Genomic DNA, 17,515 nt, shown 5'->3' with positions numbered 1-17,515 from the left:
GCTATTATCATTGAGTAACATAAAAAAGCTCGCGCCCTGCGAGCTTTTTTATGCCTATCCCACCCCGCCCATTGTCATTCAAGTAAATGCTTAAATTGCGTTACAATTCATCTTTAGTATTTACATCTACTTTAGGTTACTCTTTATTCACCCTCCGTCTAAGTGAATAAAAAATGCAGATAAACAATAAGATAATAATAAGCTGCGGCATAATAAGTAGTTTTGTATCTCAACCCATTTTTGCCGAGGCCAATCCCATCCCACCCGTCAATAAGTTAACTGCATTGACCAATGCAGAATTAATTCTTGCACCGGGGAAACGACTCTCAAATGCCACATTATTAGTTGAAAACAATCGGATCAAAGCCATTATTGACCAAGGTGATATCCCCGCGGCAGCACTAAAAGTCGATCTCAGTGGTTATACTATTTATCCCGGTTTTATCGATCCTTTTACCGATTATGCTATCGAGTTTGAATATCCCAAATTGCAGCTCACTCGTCCGGTATATGATATTAAGCGTATTGGCGGGAATGCTGAAAATGGTGCAATTCACGCTGAAAAAGAATGGTTTAATTACATTTACCCCAATAAAGAACGCGCACGAGATTGGATCAATAACGGCTTTACCAGTGTACAAAGTAGTAAACTCGATGGTATTTTCCGAGGCACGGGTGTCAGTCTTTCACTCGCGGACAAAACTGCCAACGAGGTAATTTATAGGGCGCACAGCCAACCTTTTATGGCCTTCGATAAAGGTACGTCAGAACAAGACTATCCCAATTCCCTCATGGGTAGCATCGCGCTTATCAGGCAAACCTTTGCTGATGCTAACTGGTATAACCAAAATAAGCACAAATCGGTTAATAGTTCAGCTACACCTCAAATTGAATTTAATATTGCCTTCGAACGTTTAGATAACTTAGCCGAGAAACCAATCGTATTTGAAACAAAAAATCTGAACGATTTATTGCGTGCAGCTAACCTACTCAAAGAACATAAGCAGCCCGCCAACTTACTCGCAAGTGGCCAAGAGTATGCTCGGATCAACGAATTAAAGGCTCTGAATTATCCTTTAATTCTTCCTCTTAATTACCCACAAGCACCCGATGTGGGTACCGATGATGCCGATCGCGAAGTCTCCCTTGCAGAACTCAGGCAATGGGAGCGCGCGCCCACAAACCCTGCCGCAGTAGCAAATGCAGGTATCCCCTTTGCGTTTACCCAATTTGGCATTAAGACCGAGGCGTTTTGGCCACGCCTTCGTCAAGCGATTGCGCAAGGACTCAGCGAAGATAAAGCCCTCGCGGCCCTCACCACTCAAGCTGCTGAAATGGCAGGAACCGCTGACTTGACCGGAAAACTTGCTCCGGGCTATATGGCGGACTTTGTCATTACTAAGGGCAATATTTTTAAAGACGGACAAATTTACAGTGTCTGGCTACAGGGACAAGAACAAGCCATCCGCTCACTTTCACAAGCCAAGATGTTGGGTGACTATCAGCTGACGTTGAATAATTTAACTTTAGATTTGAACCTTGAAGAAGCAGACAAAGCAGGCAAAACCACTTTGCAAGGAAATCTGAGCAGTGGCGAGAAGAGTATTCCACTCTCCAACCTCAAGCTTGAAGACGACGGCCGCGTCAGCTTTAACGCCAATTTAACTGATGCAGGCATTCATGGGATCAGCCGTTTTACCCTCTGGTTTGCCAAAGACGGCATTCAAGGCCGGATGGTAGACGCCCAAAGTCGTAGCATTAATGTTGCTGGTATTGCCCTTACGCCTCTGCCAAAGACGGAGCAAGTAAGCACGCCTAAAGCCGATGCATCGCAAACCTTAGTCAGTCAACTGACCTACCCTAACGTCGCCTATGGTTTAAGTGAGGCGCCCAAAGCCGAGAAACTCCATATTAAAAATGCCACCCTGTGGACCTCAGATAAACAAGGTATCTTGGAACATGCGGATCTGCTAATGGCCAATGGCAAGATTGAAAAAATCGGCCAGCAACTCAACACGCCTTCTGGATATCAAGTCCTCGATGCAACGGGCAAGCACTTAACAGCGGGTATTGTCGATGAGCATTCCCATATTGCCATCAACGGCGGCACCAACGAAGGCACCGACGCAGTCACCTCTGAAGTGCGGATTGGCGATGTGATTAATCCTGAAGATGTCTCCATCTATCGCGCACTCGCGGGCGGTGTGACCAGCGCACAATTACTCCATGGCAGCGCTAATCCTATTGGTGGCCAATCCCAGTTAATAAAAATGAAGTGGGGAGAAAGCGCAGAACAGCTAAAGTTTGCCAATGCCCCTGCCAGTATCAAATTCGCCCTTGGCGAAAACGTTAAACAGAGTAACTGGGGCGAAAAGTTTGTGCAGCGCTTCCCGCAGACGCGCATGGGGGTAAAAGCCTTATTTGAAGAAACCTTCGATGCAGCACTCGCCTATGAGAATGCACTGAAGGATTATGATGATTTACGCAGCAGTGAGAAGAAGAAAACCCTCGCACCGCGCCCAAGTTATCGCCTGCAGGCGGTGGCCGAAGTGCTTAAGCAACAGCGCGATGTGCATATTCACTCTTATGTACAGTCGGAAATCTTAATGTTCCTGCGCTTAGCCGAAGCCTACCACTTTAAAGTGCAAACCTTTACCCATGTGCTTGAAGGTTACAAGGTTGCCAGTGAACTGGCTGCCCATGGTGCGGGCGCCTCGACCTTTGCCGATTGGTGGGCCTATAAGTTCGAAGTCTATGATGCGATCCCGCAAAACGCGTGCCTAATGCAAAAACAAGGTGTGCTGACGAGTATCAATTCCGATGACTACGAAATGCAGCGCAGACTCAACCAAGAAGCAGCTAAGTCAATGATGTATTGCGGTATGTCAAAGGAAGATGCCTGGAATATGGTGACCATCAACCCAGCGAAACAGCTCAGAGTCGATGAGTATGTTGGCTCACTCACCCCAGGCAAAATGGCCGATATTGTGCTTTGGAACGCCGAGCCGCTGTCGATTTATGCCAAAGTGACCCAGGCTTGGGTTGAAGGCAAACGCTACTTCGATCGCGACCAAGACCAGCTTGCCCAGCAGCAAGTAGTGGCTGAGCGTGCCGCTCTTATCCAAAAAATTCTCAGTAGTGATGATAACGCTAAGGCGGGTGAAAAAGTTACACCGCTTAACGAGCCACAATGGCACTGCGATATCCATTATCAGGCTTGGGGCCAACATCATCAGGGAGCAAAATAATGAAGCACTTACCCACGACCTTGCTGCTGTCGACACTGGCCATCACCTTGTCCGTGCAGGCACATAATCTCATCCCTACGCCTAAACAAACTCACGGTGTGTTGATTAAAAACGCCACTGTGCATACGGTCAGCCAAGGGGTTTTAACCAATACCGATGTCTTGATTGAAAACGGTAAAATCAGCGCGCTAGGACCACAGTTACACGTCAACGGGGCTGATGGTAAAGCACAGGTTATCGATGCCACGGGCAAACACTTATATCCCGGCCTTATTGCACTGGATACCAGTCTTGGCTTAGTGGAAATCGAGATGGTGCGTCCAACCGTAGATAACGCTGAAGTGGGTGACTTTAATCCGCAAATCAGCGCAGCGAGTGCCTATAACCCAGACTCAGAGCTACTGCCAACCATTCGCTATAATGGCATCACTCACGCACAAATCGTCCCTAGTGGTGACGGACTCGCGGGCCAATCGGTGGTCGTCGATCTCGATGCGTGGACCATTGAAGATGCATTGCACCCCAGTGAAGGCCAATTTCATGTTTACTGGCCACAGATAAAACGCATGCCAGAGGATGAAAAAGGAAAAGCCAAAGCGATTGAAAAAAATCAGCAGGCTATTGATAAGCTAATCAACGCCTTTGAGGACGGTTACCGCTACTTTTTGAGCCAAAATACACCGGATGCCGACCACAAGCCTAATCTGCGTTGGCAGGCCATGTTGCCACTGTATCAAGGTAAAGCAACGCTATTTGCCCACGCAGACAGTGTTAACCAAATCGAGCAAGTAATTGCACTGACTAAAAAATATCAATTTAAATTGGTCATTGTCGGCGGTTATGACGCGTGGCGATTAGCTTCAAGTTTAAGGGAAGTGAATGCCAGTGTGATTTACCCGCACACCCTAAGCCTACCTAAACGTACAGATGAACCGGTAGATTTACCGTTTAAAATCCCGTCGTTACTTGCGAGCGCAGGCATTCCCTATGCGCTTGGCTTTTCATCGGATTGGAACAGTCGTAACCTACCCTATGCCGCAGGTTACAGCGCGGCTTATGGCGTTACGGCAGAGCAAGCGTTGAAATCTGTCACGTTAGATGCTGCAAAGCTGTTAGGGATTAACGATTTAGGCGCTATCGAAGTAGGCTATCAGGGCAGCGTTGTGCTGAGTGACGGAGATATCCTCGACCCCATGAGTAACAAAATTGATGCGATCTGGATTGAAGGAAGACAAATAGATCTGAATAATCGCCACCAGCAGCTTTATCAAAAGTATCTTAAGCGATAGAATTTACTGAGATAAATCGCACAGCACCGCGCAGTCCATGGGACTGCGCTTCTTTACCCTTAATCTCAGGTCAAACCATGAAAATCATCCTCTCAAGTGCATTAGTGCTCCTGCTTAGCGCCTGTGCCAGCGACTACAGTTTTAATAGCAATTTAGACGGTGAAGCGATTAGTGACTACTTCAAGGCAGGCGATGTTACGCTATTTGAAGGTGATAGTTTGCCTAAAGGCCACTACGAATTGAAAGGCTTAGTGCAAGGAGAATCTTGCCAAGCGGATGTAAATGGCGTGCCAGCATCCTTAAGCGAAGCCAGAACCGAAGCCCGCCGCGCTGCGGCTGATAAAGGTGCTAACGGTATCATCATCAAACAATGCGTGATGATGGAAGAAGCTGCGCAAGGCTGTATCAGCCGCGCGTTATGTGTCGGTCAAGCGATTAAAATGGCCACCGCCGACTAGTTCATCGCGTGTATACTGCACGCCATTCTTGTTGTACTTTACAACCTAAGCCATCTGAGTTTGGGTTGTTGCTCCTTCCTTTAGGTGTTTTTTGCATGACATTTACCAACCAAATTACCGCTGTGGCCACCTGCCGTACCCCCTACAAACAAAAATTTGGCATTCCAAGGCAACCTGGTTTGGTGGAAGCACGCGGTTATGTTGAGCTGGAAGGCCATATCAATCATCTCGACGCTGTGCGTGGCATCGAGCAATATTCGCACCTTTGGTTGCTGTTTTGTTTCCATGAAAATCTCGCCCAAGGCTGGAAAACCACAGTTCGCCCACCGCGTTTAGGCGGTAATGAAAAACTCGGTGTTTTCGCAACCCGCTCGACTTTCCGCCCAAACGGCATTGGCCAATCCGTGGTAAAACTCCACCGAGTGGTGCAACGTAAAGGCAAAGTATGCCTGGAGATTTCAGGTATGGATCTTGTCGATGGCACGCCGATTATCGATATAAAGCCCTATATTCCCTTCTCAGATTCGATTGAAGGCGCCGTCGGCGGTATCGCTCAAGAAGCGCCTAAGCTGATTAGCGTGGTGCTTTCCGAGCTCGCGGCAACGCAGATTAACACCTACAGCAAACAGGACGCTTATACTGATTTGGCCGAACTTATCCGCGGCGTACTCGGACAAGATCCTCGCCCTGCCTATAAAAAAGCCAAGGATGATCCCAAGTTATATCAAGTGGCTTTGTATGATTTAGATATCTTTTGGCGGATGGCGGTTGATGAGGATGATCGGGAATATATTCAAGTGCTCGAACTCAAACCGGGGAAATGTGGCTAAATGCAGACGCTAAACACAACCGCATTGCCTGATTATCAGAGCCAACACAAAAAGCGTCTGTCTTGGATGCCCTGGCTGTATTTTTCACTCAAAGAAAAACACTTAGTCTGGGCTAAACCTTGGCAGGATGAAATTCAAACCAACCTTTGCGCCCTCGAAACCGTCACCATTGGTGATAACTGTTTTATCGCCCCCGAGGCACAGTTATTTGCCGAGCCCAATCGCGATATCAAGATAGGTAATCACTGCATGATTGCCGCCGAATGTTTTTTACATGGCCCTATCACCCTTGGTAATGAAGTCGCCATCAATCATGGCTGCTCCTTCGATGGCGGTCGAGTGGGGATTCAAATTGGCTCCCAAACTCGCATTGCTAACCATGTGACAATCTACGCCTTTAATCATGGCATGGCGCCCGATACGCCCATTTATCAACAAGCCTCCCACTCTAAAGGCGTCGTGATAGGTAAAGATGTGTGGATTGGCGCACAGGCCGGGATAGTTGATGGTGTCACCATTGGCGACCATGCGGTGATTGGCATGGGCTGTATTGTCACTAAAGATGTCCCCGCATGGGCTATCGTCGCCGGTAATCCTGCACGGGTGATTGGCGATCGGCGAAATAAGTAAGCAGCGACGAGAATCTAGATATGAGCAATGACGAAGTCGCCCCCTAACGGCGTAGTGCTTATCTTTGCTTTATCCGTTATCCAGCATCAAAAATGCTATTTGTCTCCCAGCTAGTTGAATTTAACCTAAATCCATAGGTGACATCATCAAAGCAGGTGATAAAATGGCGCCCATTCAACTCAAATTTGGACATCGGTAATGCGCGTTAGCAAATACCTACTTTCTACTCAAAAAGAAACACCTGCGAATGCAGAAGTCATCAGCCATCAATTAATGCTACGTGCGGGTATGATCCGCCGTAACGCTTCAGGCCTATACAGCTACTTGCCCACGGGCCTGCGTGTATTACGTAAAGTCGAAGCGATTGTTCGTGAAGAGATGAACAAAGCGGGCGCGATTGAAATCCTTATGCCTATGGTGCAACCGGCTGATTTATGGGTAGAAACAGGTCGCTGGGACAAGTTTGGTCCTGAACTACTGCGTTTTAAAGACCGTCATAGCCGTGACTTCGTTCTGGGACCAACCCACGAAGAAGTGATCACCGACTTAATCCGCAAAGAAGTCAGCTCTTACAAACAATTACCGCTGAATCTTTATCAAATTCAAACTAAATTCCGCGACGAAGTTCGCCCACGCTTTGGCGTGATGCGTTCTCGCGAGTTCCTGATGAAAGATGCTTATTCTTTCCATCTTGATGTGGATACCATGAATGAAACCTATGAGGCAATGTATCAAGCCTATAGCAACATTCTGTCGCGCATGGGCTTAGCCTTCCGCCCAGTTTTAGCGGACACGGGTTCTATCGGTGGCAGCATGTCACACGAGTTCCACGTATTAGCGCAAAGCGGTGAAGACTTAATCGCCTACTCTACGGGTAGCGACTATGCCGCTAACATCGAGAAAGCCGAATCACCAATGCCCACCGAAGCGCGTGGCGCGGCGACTGAAGCATTACGTTTAGTCGATACCCCCAATGCGAAAACCATTGCTGAGTTAGTTGAGCAATTCGGTTTAGATATCACTAAAACAGTGAAAACCTTAATCGTTAAAGGTGCGACCGACGCTGCACCACTGGTTGCGCTGATTGTACGTGGTGACCACGAGCTAAATGAAATCAAGGCAGATAAATTAGATTTAGTGGCATCACCATTAGAATTTGCCCCAGAAGCCCTGATCCGTGACGCCATTGGCGCAGGTCCAGGCTCATTAGGCCCTGTCGGCCTGAATATGCCTATCATCATCGACCACAGTGTTAGCGTGATGAGCGATTTTGCTGCCGGCGCAAACGTGGATGATAAACACTACTTTGGCATCAACTGGGAGCGCGATCTACCACTGGCACAAGCGGCCGATATCCGTAACGTGGTTGAAGGCGAGCCAACACCGGATGGTTTAGGTACCTATGCCATGGCTCGTGGTATCGAAGTGGGTCATATCTTCCAACTCGGCACTAACTATTCTAAATCGATGAATGCGACTGTTCTCGATGAGAACGGTAAATCACAGGTGCTGCTGATGGGTTGTTACGGTGTTGGCGTGAGCCGTATCGTGGCAGCTGCGATTGAGCAAAACTTTGATGACCGTGGCATTGTATGGCCAGAAGCGATTGCACCATTTAGCGTTGGCATTCTGCCAATGAATATGCACAAGTCGCACCGCGTCACCGATATCGCCGAGCAGTTATACAAAGACTTAAGTGCTGCGGGTATCGATGTCCTGTTGGATGACCGTAAAGAGCGTCCAGGCGTGATGTTCGCCGATATGGAGCTCATTGGTATTCCTCACACTGTGGTGATTGGTGATCGCAATATCGACGCGGGTGTATTTGAATACAAAAACCGCCGCACTGGTGAGAAGCAAGATGTACCATTCGACCAAATCGTCGATTTCTTAAAGAATCTGCAAGCTTAAGCACAGTCTTTTGCGCTGAATATACATTCGCCAGTGTGAGTTAATGGCTTACCATTAACCTCTCAATACAGCAACGCACTTAGGCTTAACTTAAGTGCGTTTTTTATTTCCAGTCTGTTGATGGCAAACAAGCTCTCAAGTGCTTGCCTTTGCCTTTTATCATCAAAAAATAAAGAAATGTCATTAAGATAACTGCTCAGACTTGCTTTTTTAGACAAGGCATTGCTTTAATAAAATCATAATAACAAGTCGTTGAGTATTAAGATTGCCAACATCAACAGCATTAGTTCTCGGTGGCGGTGGCGCTCGTGCCGCCTATCAAGTGGGAGTGTTAAAAGCACTGGTCCAGCTTTATCCTCGCAACCATGGCATTCCCTTCAAAATCATATGTGGCACTTCCGCTGGTGCCATTAATGGTACTTCAATCGCCACCCATGCCTCATGTTTTCATTTAGGTGTCAAAAAACTCGAATGGGTATGGCGTCATTTTGAAACTAGAAAAGTGTACAGAGCCACTCTTCCTGGCGTGTTAAAGCACCTCTCAAAAATGGCGCTAAAAGGCTTACAGGACGATAAGGTCAATACAGATGCTGGCAGCCTGCTCGATAATGAACCTTTACGGCACTTATTGAATGAACTTATCGATTTTAAAAGAATTGATCGCAATATCCGCAACGGCGCTTTAACCGCTCTGAGTGTCGATACCTCCTGCTATAACAACTCGCGTTCGGTGACGTTTTTTCAAGCGGCACGGGATATTGAAAACTGGACCCGCGCCAGACGCAGCGGTGAGCGGCGCATGTTAAATACCGAGCACTTGTTAGCAAGCTCAGCCATTCCCATGGTGTTCCCGTCAATTAAACTTAATCAAGCTTATTATGGTGACGGCTCAGTCCACCAGCTGGCGCCGCTTTCAAGTCCAATCCATTTGGGGGCTAATAAGCTATTGGTGATAAACCTAGACAGTCCCCATAAGCATTTTCCGATGGAGCTAGAATATCATCCGAAGACTGCGACCATCGCGGGTCATCTGTTGGATACTATCTTTTCTGATACCTTAAATAGCGATTTAGAACGCCTAGAGCGCATAAATCATACGCTTTCCCTTATTCCAGAAGAAAGCCGTGCGCAACTAGCATTACACCCCATAAAAACCTTAGTGATAAAACCCAGCGAAGATTTAAGTAAAATCGCCGCCCGCTTCTATGACGATATGCCCTGGGCAATTAAAACCTTACTGGGATTTTTTGGTATCGATAGGCAGTCTGACTCCAGTATTGTGTCTTATCTCTTGTTTGAAAAATCCTATACCAGCGCATTGATCGATTTAGGCTATCAAGACGGTATGGCGCACCTTGACGAATTGAAAGCATTTTTCAATTTAGCCTAATGCGATGACTCACAATAAAAAGGCTGAGTAAAATCGAATTGAAGCCCGCATCTTGCCGTGTTATAAATTAAGCGATGACATAATTCCTTAACCAAGATATGCGAAACTCATTAAAAATTAAGGATTATTCAGTAGCAGCTAAGCAGTAAATCAGTCTAAAGTCTGAATGACAGAATAGATTTAACATTGATCATTTAAGTTGAATCACCTATCATGCTGTACTAGATTAGCTAAAAATTAGGTTAATTTTTTCTAAAAGGGAATCACGATGAAAAAAACTTCATTAGCACTTATTGCTGCTATTTCAATGTTAGGTTCAGTTGCGGCTAATGCAAATAACACTGGTACAGCTACTGGTGGCACAACTGCCGGTGGCGCTACTGGTACTATCGTTGCTGGTGGTATTGCAGCTGGTGCAGTTGTAACTGGTGTTTTAGTTGCAGCAAATGGCTCAGATGGCAACCCAATCACCACCACAAATACAAATACCACCACTAACTCTAACTAATTGATTGGTTAGTGTGTGTAAATAACCGCCTTTTGGCGGTTGTTTTTTTTGGGGCATTTAGACGCCTAAAGCAAAATAGTGAAAGCTTGAAATCACGACATCATATATTTACATTGGTTACCTACTATTATTGAGAATAAGCAACTCGGATGCGTATATATAAAAGAATTTTCCCCATTATTGCCATTTCGGCAGTTATCGTAGGGCTATCGGGCTGCAGTCAACGAATTAGCGCATTAAACGATACCGCAAAACTAGCCTTTTTGGGGAGTGACGATGTGGTTCTCTCCCCTGAGCAAGTATCATCAAATCCGTATGCCAGCATCTATGTGAAACTTGAAGATACGGCTCAGGCATTTGTGGTTTTAGCCTTTGCAGAGCCTAAAATCAGCCTATCTTCAGTAAAAAACTCGCCCGAAGCACTCGAACTTAAGTGGTTATCTGCAGATAAAGGCATGTTGATTACGGTTAACGGCCGTTTAGTCAAAACCCATAATCTGCTTGCAGGTAACTTAAGTGCTGTTGAAAGTAATGAGCCAGATCCACTGTTATTAGGATTGCATTTAAGCAATACCCCCAAAACCTGGACTCGAACCCTCGATTGGCAACCTGGTTATCATTATGGCTACAAAGCAACATCAGAATTTAAATTGATTGGTGACGAAAATATTCTAATCAATGGCGCTCCCACACAAGCTTTGCATTTTAGTGAAAACGTCTCTGTGGATGCACTCAATATCCAATATCAAAATGAGTTTTGGCTAGATCCACAAACAGGCAACGTTATTAAAAGCCATCAGAAAATTGCGCCCAATCTGCCGTTTATTGATATCACCTTACTGAAGCCTTTTGCTGCTTAGTGGAGCCATAATGAGATCTTATATCACCCCGTTGGCACTGCTAGTAGGTTCACTGTTTTTACCCGCTGTAGAAGCCAATACCCAACTTGCTGTCAGTACCACTGCGTCTAACACGCCGCAGCTACACATTACCTATCCCTCAGCCATTCGAGTTGGACAAGCAGTTCAGGATGGGTTAACCCAGCTTCCTCTTTATAATCAGCCAACAAAAAATGAGGCTGTGGCAATTTATTGGCTAGGTGCGGCACTTTTAGATATAAAAAATACTGCAGCATTAGAGACCACTCGTCAGCAAGTATTGCAGCAATTGGCTACGATGGGTGAGCAAATCGATAATGGTAACTACATTGCAAAACTGAGCAAGCTTGCTCAGTTTTTACGCAACATCAAACTTGGTCAACGGATTAATCAACCATTAGATCTCGATTTAATCCGTATCACCGATGCTTATAATCCACTTATCGATGGTGATTTTTTACTCGTATTACCCCCTCGCCCAACTACGGTCACTGTCGTTGGCGCGGTCGCGCAAATCGGTGAACAAGCATGGCAATCGCGGGCCAGCAGTAAAGATTACCTAAAGCATGCGGGTTTACTCAATAACGCCGAAAATAGCTTTGTATGGATTATTCAACCCGATGGTAATGCAATAAAACAGCCTATCGCCTATTGGAATTATCAAGCTCAGGATATCGCCCCAGGTGCGATTCTCTTTGTTGAGTTTTCAGAGCTGTTTGCTGACCATGCAAAATTAAATAACAACATTATTGAATTACTCAAGAATCGGGCTCTGTAATGAAAAAGTCGACTCCCACTTTGCATACGTTCGGGCGTTTATCTGCGCTGTCATTAGCACTGCTACCTTTGTTACATGTTAGCGCCGATGAATTTTCTTATCCGACACTATTGCCTTCACAATCAGATTTTGGTGGCGTTGGTTTAATGCAAATGCCTACAGGCCGTATGGCGCCTGAAGGTGAATTTAACTTTAAAACCACTTATAACGATGATTATCAGCACTTTAGTGCTTCAGTAGCGCTATTTCCGTGGTTTGAAACCACCATTCGCTACACCCTAGTACAAGACCTACTTTACAGTAACGACCCAAGCTTTAGCGGTAATACTAAATACACAGATAAAGGCATCGATTTTAAGGTTCGCTTACTGGAAGAAAGTAATTGGTTGCCCGAAACCTCTATTGGGGTGCGAGACTTTGGCGGCACTGGCTTATTTGATGGTGAGTTTATCGCCGCAACGAAACGAGTCGGCCCATTGGATTTTACCCTCGGCATTGGCTGGGGCTATATTGGCAATAGCGGTAATCTCACCTCAGATAAAAAAGATCTTAATTACAACTGCGATAGAGATACCTCCTATGGTGGTAAAGGTGGAACCGTAGATTATCAACGTTGGTTTAAAGGTTGTGCAGCCCTTTTTGGCGGCGTTGAATATCAAACCCCATGGGAGCCTCTTCGCTTAAAAGTGGAGTACGACGGTAACGACTATCAATCGGATTTCCCCGTCGTACGTGGCAGCATTCCAATGCCTCAGGACAGTAAATTTAACTATGGACTACTCTATCGGTTTGGCGATTGGGGCGATCTGCATTTAAGTTATGAGCGCGGTAATACTTGGACGCTTGGCTTTAGTCTACAAACTAATTTTAATACCTTATCGCAGATTAAAACCGATCCTGCTGCCGCTAAATATAAGCCGCTTCCGGCTGCACCATTAACCCTTACCCAAACAGAATCCTCCGCACCGATAAACACACCAACAGTCGAACAAGCGACTGTGGGTGCTAATACTTCCGTGACTCACGATTCGAAAGTGCAAAGTGCTGAAGTAGTCAATCTAGAACCAGTAAACACGCCTAATCAGACGATGGCGGAAAGCCAAGTGGATTGGAACAAGGTCGCTCAAGACTTACAAACCATCGCAGGTTACGCAAACGCCAAAATTTATCTGGATAATGACAGCATTACTGTCGTCGGTGAACAAACCAAATTCCGCGATAGAAATGAAGCACATCAACGAGCGGCCACCATTCTTGCCAACAATACAGATGTAACTCGTATTAAAGAGTACCGATTAATAGAAACTCGTTATAGCCAACCGATAACAGAAACCCGTATCGATGCCCCCAAATTTGCCCAAATCGCAAATTATGGCTATCTCAATGCCAAAGTAACTGACGCAAGTGTTATAAAAGTTCCAAGCTTGCCACAGGGACAACTGGTCAATACTACTGATAAGGATTGGCTAGATAAGTTTAGCTTTGATGTTTCCCCCACCATGTCCCAATCCTTTGGCAGTTCAGAAGGGTTTTATATGTTTAGTATTGGCATGACGGGTAGTGCAAGTTACCGCTTTACCGATAACTTTGAATTTTCAAGCTCACTTTATCTTAACCTTTACGATAACTTTGATAAATTTTTATACGATGTACCGCCCGATGGTACTGACTTAAAACGGGTTCGCACCCTCGTTCGCCAGTATATTCATGATAATCCGGTTAGAGTGAATAACCTGCAACTGACTTGGATGGATAATTTAACCGATAATATTTCTTACCAAGCCTATGGTGGCTATTTAGAAATGATGTATGGCGGCGTGGGTGGCGAGGTTCTTTACCGTCCTCTAAACAGCCAATGGGCTTTTGGTGTTGATGTGAATTACGTTAAGCAACGCGACCCCGATAGCATGCTCGGCTTCTTTGCGGAAGAAAATCAATTTGACCCGCTCATTAACCGCTTCTATCGAGTACAAACGGGCAGTGTAACTGGGCATGCTTCAGTCTATTACCAACCCGATTGGTTCCCCAATACCTTGCTCAGGATAAGTGCAGGCCAATATCTAGCCGAAGATAAAGGTGTGACCATAGATTTCTCGAAACAATTCGATAGTGGTGTGATTGTGGGCGCCTTTGCGACTAAAACCAACCTGTCGGCAGAAGAATATGGTGAGGGTAGCTTTACTAAAGGCTTCTACGTGTCAGTACCATTTGATTTAATGACCATTAAATCAACCCATAGTCGGGCGACAATCAGTTGGATGCCTCTTACTCGCGATGGTGGCCAAACATTAGGGCGCAAGTACAGCCTTTATGACGTAATGGATGCAAGAGATCCTTGGTTCACTCGCCCCAGCACTGAAAATAAGCCTGTAAAATAATTGAAACCGCCGTTAGCGTTTAGACGCTAACGGCGGCATTGGCATCTCTTGCGGAAAGAATGGGTGTGTTATTTAACAGTGGCCACTCAATCGTAAACTCGGCACTATTCCAAGCAAGTACATATTCATCATCCGGCGCATAATAATCGCTGCAACGATACAACACATCTGCATACTCACTTAACACATAAAACCCGTGGGCAAACCCTGGGGGGATCCACATTTGCAAATGATTATCCGCAGAAAGAATCCTGCCAACCCATTTGCCATAGGTCGCGGATTGTGGCCGAATATCGACGGCAACATCAAAAATACTGCCAGCACACACTCGGACTAATTTGCCCTGCGGATATTGTTGCTGGTAATGCAATCCACGCAATACATGCTGCTGCGAGCGACTATAGTTATCTTGCACTAACGCTGGCGCTTCAAATCCGCGACTCAGCAAGCACTCAGTAAAATACGCTTGCCGAAAGGTTTCCATAAAAAAGCCACGCTCATCGCCAAATACCTTAGGTTCAAAGACTAGTACTTCAGCCAGCTCGGTTTCAACGCACTTCATTAAACACCTGTTTATGTAATAAGCCTAAAAGATACTCACCGTAGCCACTTTTAAGTAAAGGTTGAGCTAAGGCAGCTAGCTGCGAGGCATTAATCCAGCCACAATGGAATGCCACTTCCTCCGGGCAATTCACTTTCAAGCCCTGTCGTTTCTCAATAGCGGCAATAAATTGGGTCGCTTCAGCCATCGCATCGGGCGTGCCTGTATCTAGCCAAGCGGTCCCCCGCCCCATGATTTCAACCTGCAACTCCCCAAGCAGCAGATACTGATTGATCACATCCACAATTTCTAGCTCACCTCGCGCAGAGGGAGCAACCGTTTTAGCCAGTTGACTGGCTCTATGATCAAAGAAATATAAACCGGGAATGGCATAGGAAGACCGTGCTGCGCGCGGTTTCTCTTCAATGGAAATGGCTTTACCATTAGCATCAAACTCAACGACGCCATAAGCATTAGGATTCGCCACATGATAGCCAAATACGGTGGCGCCAACGGCTAACTGGGTCGCCTTTTGTAAGTTTGTGTTAAGTTGCTGGCCATAAAATAAGTTATCGCCAAGAATTAACGCACAGGAGTGGCCAGCAAGAAAGGGTTCAGCGATTATAAGGGCCTCAGCTAATCCCCTTGGTGAAGGCTGTACAGCATATTCAAGCTGGATCCCCCAACGCTGACCATTACCCAGTAATGCCTTAAAAAGTGGCAAATCATTAGGAGTACAAATAATCAAAATGTCTCTAATGCCCGTCTGCATCAGAGTCACCAATGGGTAATAGATCATTGGCTTATCGTAGATAGGCAATAATTGCTTACACACAACCTGCGTCATCGGATAAAGGCGAGAGCCTGTACCACCCGCCAATAGAATGCCTTTTCTCATTGATATATCGAGGATTAGTGGATTGAATTAAGGCACAGATAGTAGCATATAAATACAAGCTAAGCGCAGCGCGGCCAATGGCTTACGAGAAAAGGCAGAACGTTGCTATGCGACTTCTAGGCTTATAGGTTCTAGATTCCGCTTTATTTCTCAGGAAGTTGTATGTCGACTTTTACGCCTTGGTTAGGCGAAGAGGTCAGAATAATACTGCCATGGAGCTTTTGGGTAACCAAATTGTAGATAATTGACATTCCTAAGCCTGTGCCGCCATCTTTACGAGCGGTGGTAAAAAAAGGCTCAAAGGCTTTCATCTTGACCTCATCAGTCATGCCGACACCATTATCTTGATAACTCATGCAAACGTTCGAGCCTTGCTGTTCAACTCGGATAGTAATTTGTTTATCACCAGCAAAATTGTCAGGAAACCCATGCCGAAAGCTATTGGCAACTAGATTGGTAAAAATTTGCGCTATTGCCCCAGGGTAAGACTCGATGAAAATTTGGTCATCAAGGTCAACGGTTAAGGTGATATTCTTCTTACGCATTAATGGCCTTAATGAGCTAAAAATCTGGAAAAGATAAGCCTTTAAATTAAATCGCTCACGTTCAAGTACCGACTGATCCGCCGCGGTCCGCTTAAAGTTGTGGACTAACTCCGCTGCTCGCGCCAAATTTCGCTCTATCAGTCCCAAACCATCTTGCATCGTATTGATAAAGTTTAAAAACTTATCTTCGTCGAGTTCATTTTGCTCAAATGTACTTTTTAGCAATGCGACCTCATCTAAACAATGAGTTACGGAAGTAACAGCAATCCCCAAAGGCGTATTGACCTCATGGGCAACCCCTGCCACTAAACTCCCTAAAGCCGCCATTTTCTCATTTTCAATCAAATGATGTTGTGTCGAACGTAAATCCGCCAATGCGGTTTCCAATTCTTGAGTTCTTAATTCAACTTGCGCTTCCAAATCCGCATTAATGACTTTTAATTGCTGCTGATAATCTAAAATTTCCTTTGCACTCATTGCCCGACCAAATAAATCGGCCAAGGCGGAAGCAAAGGCTTTTTCATCGCGGGTCCATTCTCTTGGCTCACCTTGATGTTCAGAGCAAATAATGCCCACCATCTTACCGCGATGACGGATAGGGCTATCTAATATGGAGGTAATACCATTAGGCACTAAGTAAACCTTTACAAACTCATGGGTTGCTCTATCGGTTTGAGCCTGATTAGCCACTATCGCTCTTTCATTATCTAATAAACTGAAATAATAAGGATAATCAGCACGCGTTAAGACAAAAGCTTCTTGTCTTTGCATTTTATCGAGCAGGTAAAAGCAGTGCATACTTTGATGATCTTCAGTCCATAACCAAATACTGGCACGGCTGATGTTTAAGCCTTGGCACACTGAAGCAACAATGAGTTGCGATGCCTCAGCTAAATCGCCACCATCAATAATTGAGGAGCGACTCACGTCAAATAAAATCCTATCTAACATCCGCGTCATAATGATGGAGTTCTCCGCGTGGCTTCACCAGACATTGAAATCTGACAATAGCTTCAGTGGCCAATGCTTATGCAAGAGTCTTAAGTACTAACCTTAAAGTGATAGTCTTTAGTATAGATTCTATCTGCAAACTCACTAGGTAGATTACTCTACAGAATAGCATTTCAGCGCTTCTCACTCCCCCGGCTCAACTGCGATCGCGCCATATTATCGGATTTAACACTATAGCAATGAAGCCGTAAGCGCCGCTGAAATTAAGCTCCCAAATGCCAT

General features: G+C 45.6%; 14 protein-coding genes. 11 read left to right on the top strand and 3 right to left on the bottom strand.

Features of this window, described 5'->3' with window-relative positions; translation table 11 throughout:
* Positions 1–173: 173 nt before the first annotated feature.
* The 11 genes from CEQ32_RS00975 to CEQ32_RS00925 all read left to right on the top strand — a co-directional run bounded on the left by CEQ32_RS00975 (position 174) and on the right by CEQ32_RS00925 (position 14,298).
* Positions 174–3,248 carry an amidohydrolase family protein gene (locus tag CEQ32_RS00975; protein ID WP_088585351.1) on the top strand — a complete coding sequence of 1,025 codons (3,075 nt, stop codon included), beginning with the start codon at positions 174–176 and terminating at the stop codon, positions 3,246–3,248.
* Entirely contained in the window at positions 3,248–4,537 is a 1,290-nt protein-coding gene (locus tag CEQ32_RS00970) for an amidohydrolase (RefSeq protein ID WP_088585350.1), read from the top strand. The genes CEQ32_RS00975 and CEQ32_RS00970 overlap by 1 nt, the downstream gene beginning before the upstream one ends.
* Positions 4,538–4,614: 77 nt before the next feature.
* A complete protein-coding gene (gene rcsF / locus CEQ32_RS00965) occupies positions 4,615–4,995 on the top strand; it encodes an Rcs stress response system protein RcsF (protein WP_037420516.1) in 381 nt (126 codons plus the stop codon).
* Between the two features lie 95 nt (positions 4,996–5,090).
* Positions 5,091–5,825 carry a tRNA (N6-threonylcarbamoyladenosine(37)-N6)-methyltransferase TrmO gene (gene tsaA, locus CEQ32_RS00960; RefSeq protein ID WP_069455286.1) on the top strand — a complete coding sequence of 245 codons (735 nt, stop codon included), beginning with the start codon at positions 5,091–5,093 and terminating at the stop codon, positions 5,823–5,825.
* Entirely contained in the window at positions 5,826–6,455 is a 630-nt protein-coding gene (locus CEQ32_RS00955) for an acyltransferase (RefSeq protein WP_011716467.1), read from the top strand.
* A 198-nt stretch (positions 6,456–6,653) separates the two neighbouring features.
* Positions 6,654–8,366 (top strand): proline--tRNA ligase, encoded by a 1,713-nt coding sequence (locus CEQ32_RS00950; RefSeq protein ID WP_088585349.1) that lies wholly within the window; start codon positions 6,654–6,656, stop codon positions 8,364–8,366.
* Between the two features lie 265 nt (positions 8,367–8,631).
* A complete protein-coding gene (locus CEQ32_RS00945; protein WP_037428284.1) occupies positions 8,632–9,756 on the top strand; it encodes a patatin-like phospholipase family protein in 1,125 nt (374 codons plus the stop codon).
* 268 nt (positions 9,757–10,024) lie between these two features.
* The gene (locus CEQ32_RS00940; RefSeq protein ID WP_088585348.1) at positions 10,025–10,264 is read left to right on the top strand and encodes a hypothetical protein; all 240 of its coding nucleotides are present in this window, start codon (positions 10,025–10,027) and stop codon (positions 10,262–10,264) included.
* A gap of 149 nt (positions 10,265–10,413) precedes the next feature.
* Positions 10,414–11,124: a YjbF family lipoprotein gene (locus tag CEQ32_RS00935; protein WP_088585347.1), complete on the top strand. Its 711-nt coding sequence runs from the start codon at positions 10,414–10,416 to the stop codon at positions 11,122–11,124.
* Between the two features lie 10 nt (positions 11,125–11,134).
* Positions 11,135–11,920, top strand: a complete 786-nt coding sequence (locus tag CEQ32_RS00930; RefSeq protein ID WP_055646644.1) for a capsule biosynthesis GfcC family protein — start codon at positions 11,135–11,137, stop codon at positions 11,918–11,920.
* Positions 11,920–14,298 (top strand): YjbH domain-containing protein, encoded by a 2,379-nt coding sequence (locus tag CEQ32_RS00925; RefSeq protein WP_088585346.1) that lies wholly within the window; start codon positions 11,920–11,922, stop codon positions 14,296–14,298. The genes CEQ32_RS00930 and CEQ32_RS00925 overlap by 1 nt, the downstream gene beginning before the upstream one ends.
* 19 nt (positions 14,299–14,317) lie before the next feature.
* Here the strand turns inward: CEQ32_RS00925 and rfbC are convergent, their stop codons facing one another.
* The 3 genes from rfbC to CEQ32_RS00910 form a co-directional block, all read right to left on the bottom strand.
* The gene (gene rfbC / locus CEQ32_RS00920) at positions 14,318–14,860 is read right to left on the bottom strand and encodes a dTDP-4-dehydrorhamnose 3,5-epimerase (RefSeq protein ID WP_037428279.1); all 543 of its coding nucleotides are present in this window, start codon (positions 14,858–14,860) and stop codon (positions 14,318–14,320) included.
* Positions 14,847–15,737 (bottom strand): glucose-1-phosphate thymidylyltransferase RfbA, encoded by an 891-nt coding sequence (rfbA, locus tag CEQ32_RS00915; protein ID WP_055646646.1) that lies wholly within the window; start codon positions 15,735–15,737, stop codon positions 14,847–14,849. Before rfbA ends, rfbC begins: the two co-directional genes overlap by 14 nt.
* Positions 15,738–15,880: 143 nt before the next feature.
* The gene (locus tag CEQ32_RS00910) at positions 15,881–17,242 is read right to left on the bottom strand and encodes a sensor histidine kinase (RefSeq protein ID WP_088585345.1); all 1,362 of its coding nucleotides are present in this window, start codon (positions 17,240–17,242) and stop codon (positions 15,881–15,883) included.
* Positions 17,243–17,515: the final 273 nt, after the last annotated feature.

The organism is Shewanella sp. FDAARGOS_354 (assembly GCF_002209245.2).
Lineage (GTDB): Bacteria > Pseudomonadota > Gammaproteobacteria > Enterobacterales > Shewanellaceae > Shewanella > Shewanella xiamenensis.
The sequence above is the reverse complement of the archived record's forward strand: the minus strand, read 5'-3'. Positions and strand labels throughout refer to the sequence as shown.

Excerpts from the sequence above, each read along its gene's own strand:
- CEQ32_RS00975 (WP_088585351.1), top strand. The coding sequence starts at position 174 with ATGCAGATAAACAATAAGATAATAATAAGCTGCGGCATAATAAGTAGT.
- CEQ32_RS00970 (WP_088585350.1), top strand. The coding sequence starts at position 3,248 with ATGAAGCACTTACCCACGACCTTGCTGCTGTCGACACTGGCCATCACC.
- rcsF (WP_037420516.1), top strand. The coding sequence starts at position 4,615 with ATGAAAATCATCCTCTCAAGTGCATTAGTGCTCCTGCTTAGCGCCTGT.
- tsaA (WP_069455286.1), top strand. The coding sequence starts at position 5,091 with ATGACATTTACCAACCAAATTACCGCTGTGGCCACCTGCCGTACCCCC.
- CEQ32_RS00955 (WP_011716467.1), top strand. The coding sequence starts at position 5,826 with ATGCAGACGCTAAACACAACCGCATTGCCTGATTATCAGAGCCAACAC.
- CEQ32_RS00950 (WP_088585349.1), top strand. The coding sequence starts at position 6,654 with ATGCGCGTTAGCAAATACCTACTTTCTACTCAAAAAGAAACACCTGCG.
- CEQ32_RS00940 (WP_088585348.1), top strand. The coding sequence starts at position 10,025 with ATGAAAAAAACTTCATTAGCACTTATTGCTGCTATTTCAATGTTAGGT.
- CEQ32_RS00935 (WP_088585347.1), top strand. The coding sequence starts at position 10,414 with ATGCGTATATATAAAAGAATTTTCCCCATTATTGCCATTTCGGCAGTT.
- CEQ32_RS00930 (WP_055646644.1), top strand. The coding sequence starts at position 11,135 with ATGAGATCTTATATCACCCCGTTGGCACTGCTAGTAGGTTCACTGTTT.
- CEQ32_RS00925 (WP_088585346.1), top strand. The coding sequence starts at position 11,920 with ATGAAAAAGTCGACTCCCACTTTGCATACGTTCGGGCGTTTATCTGCG.
- rfbC (WP_037428279.1), bottom strand. The coding sequence starts at position 14,860 with ATGAAGTGCGTTGAAACCGAGCTGGCTGAAGTACTAGTCTTTGAACCT.
- rfbA (WP_055646646.1), bottom strand. The coding sequence starts at position 15,737 with ATGAGAAAAGGCATTCTATTGGCGGGTGGTACAGGCTCTCGCCTTTAT.
- CEQ32_RS00910 (WP_088585345.1), bottom strand. The coding sequence starts at position 17,242 with ATGACGCGGATGTTAGATAGGATTTTATTTGACGTGAGTCGCTCCTCA.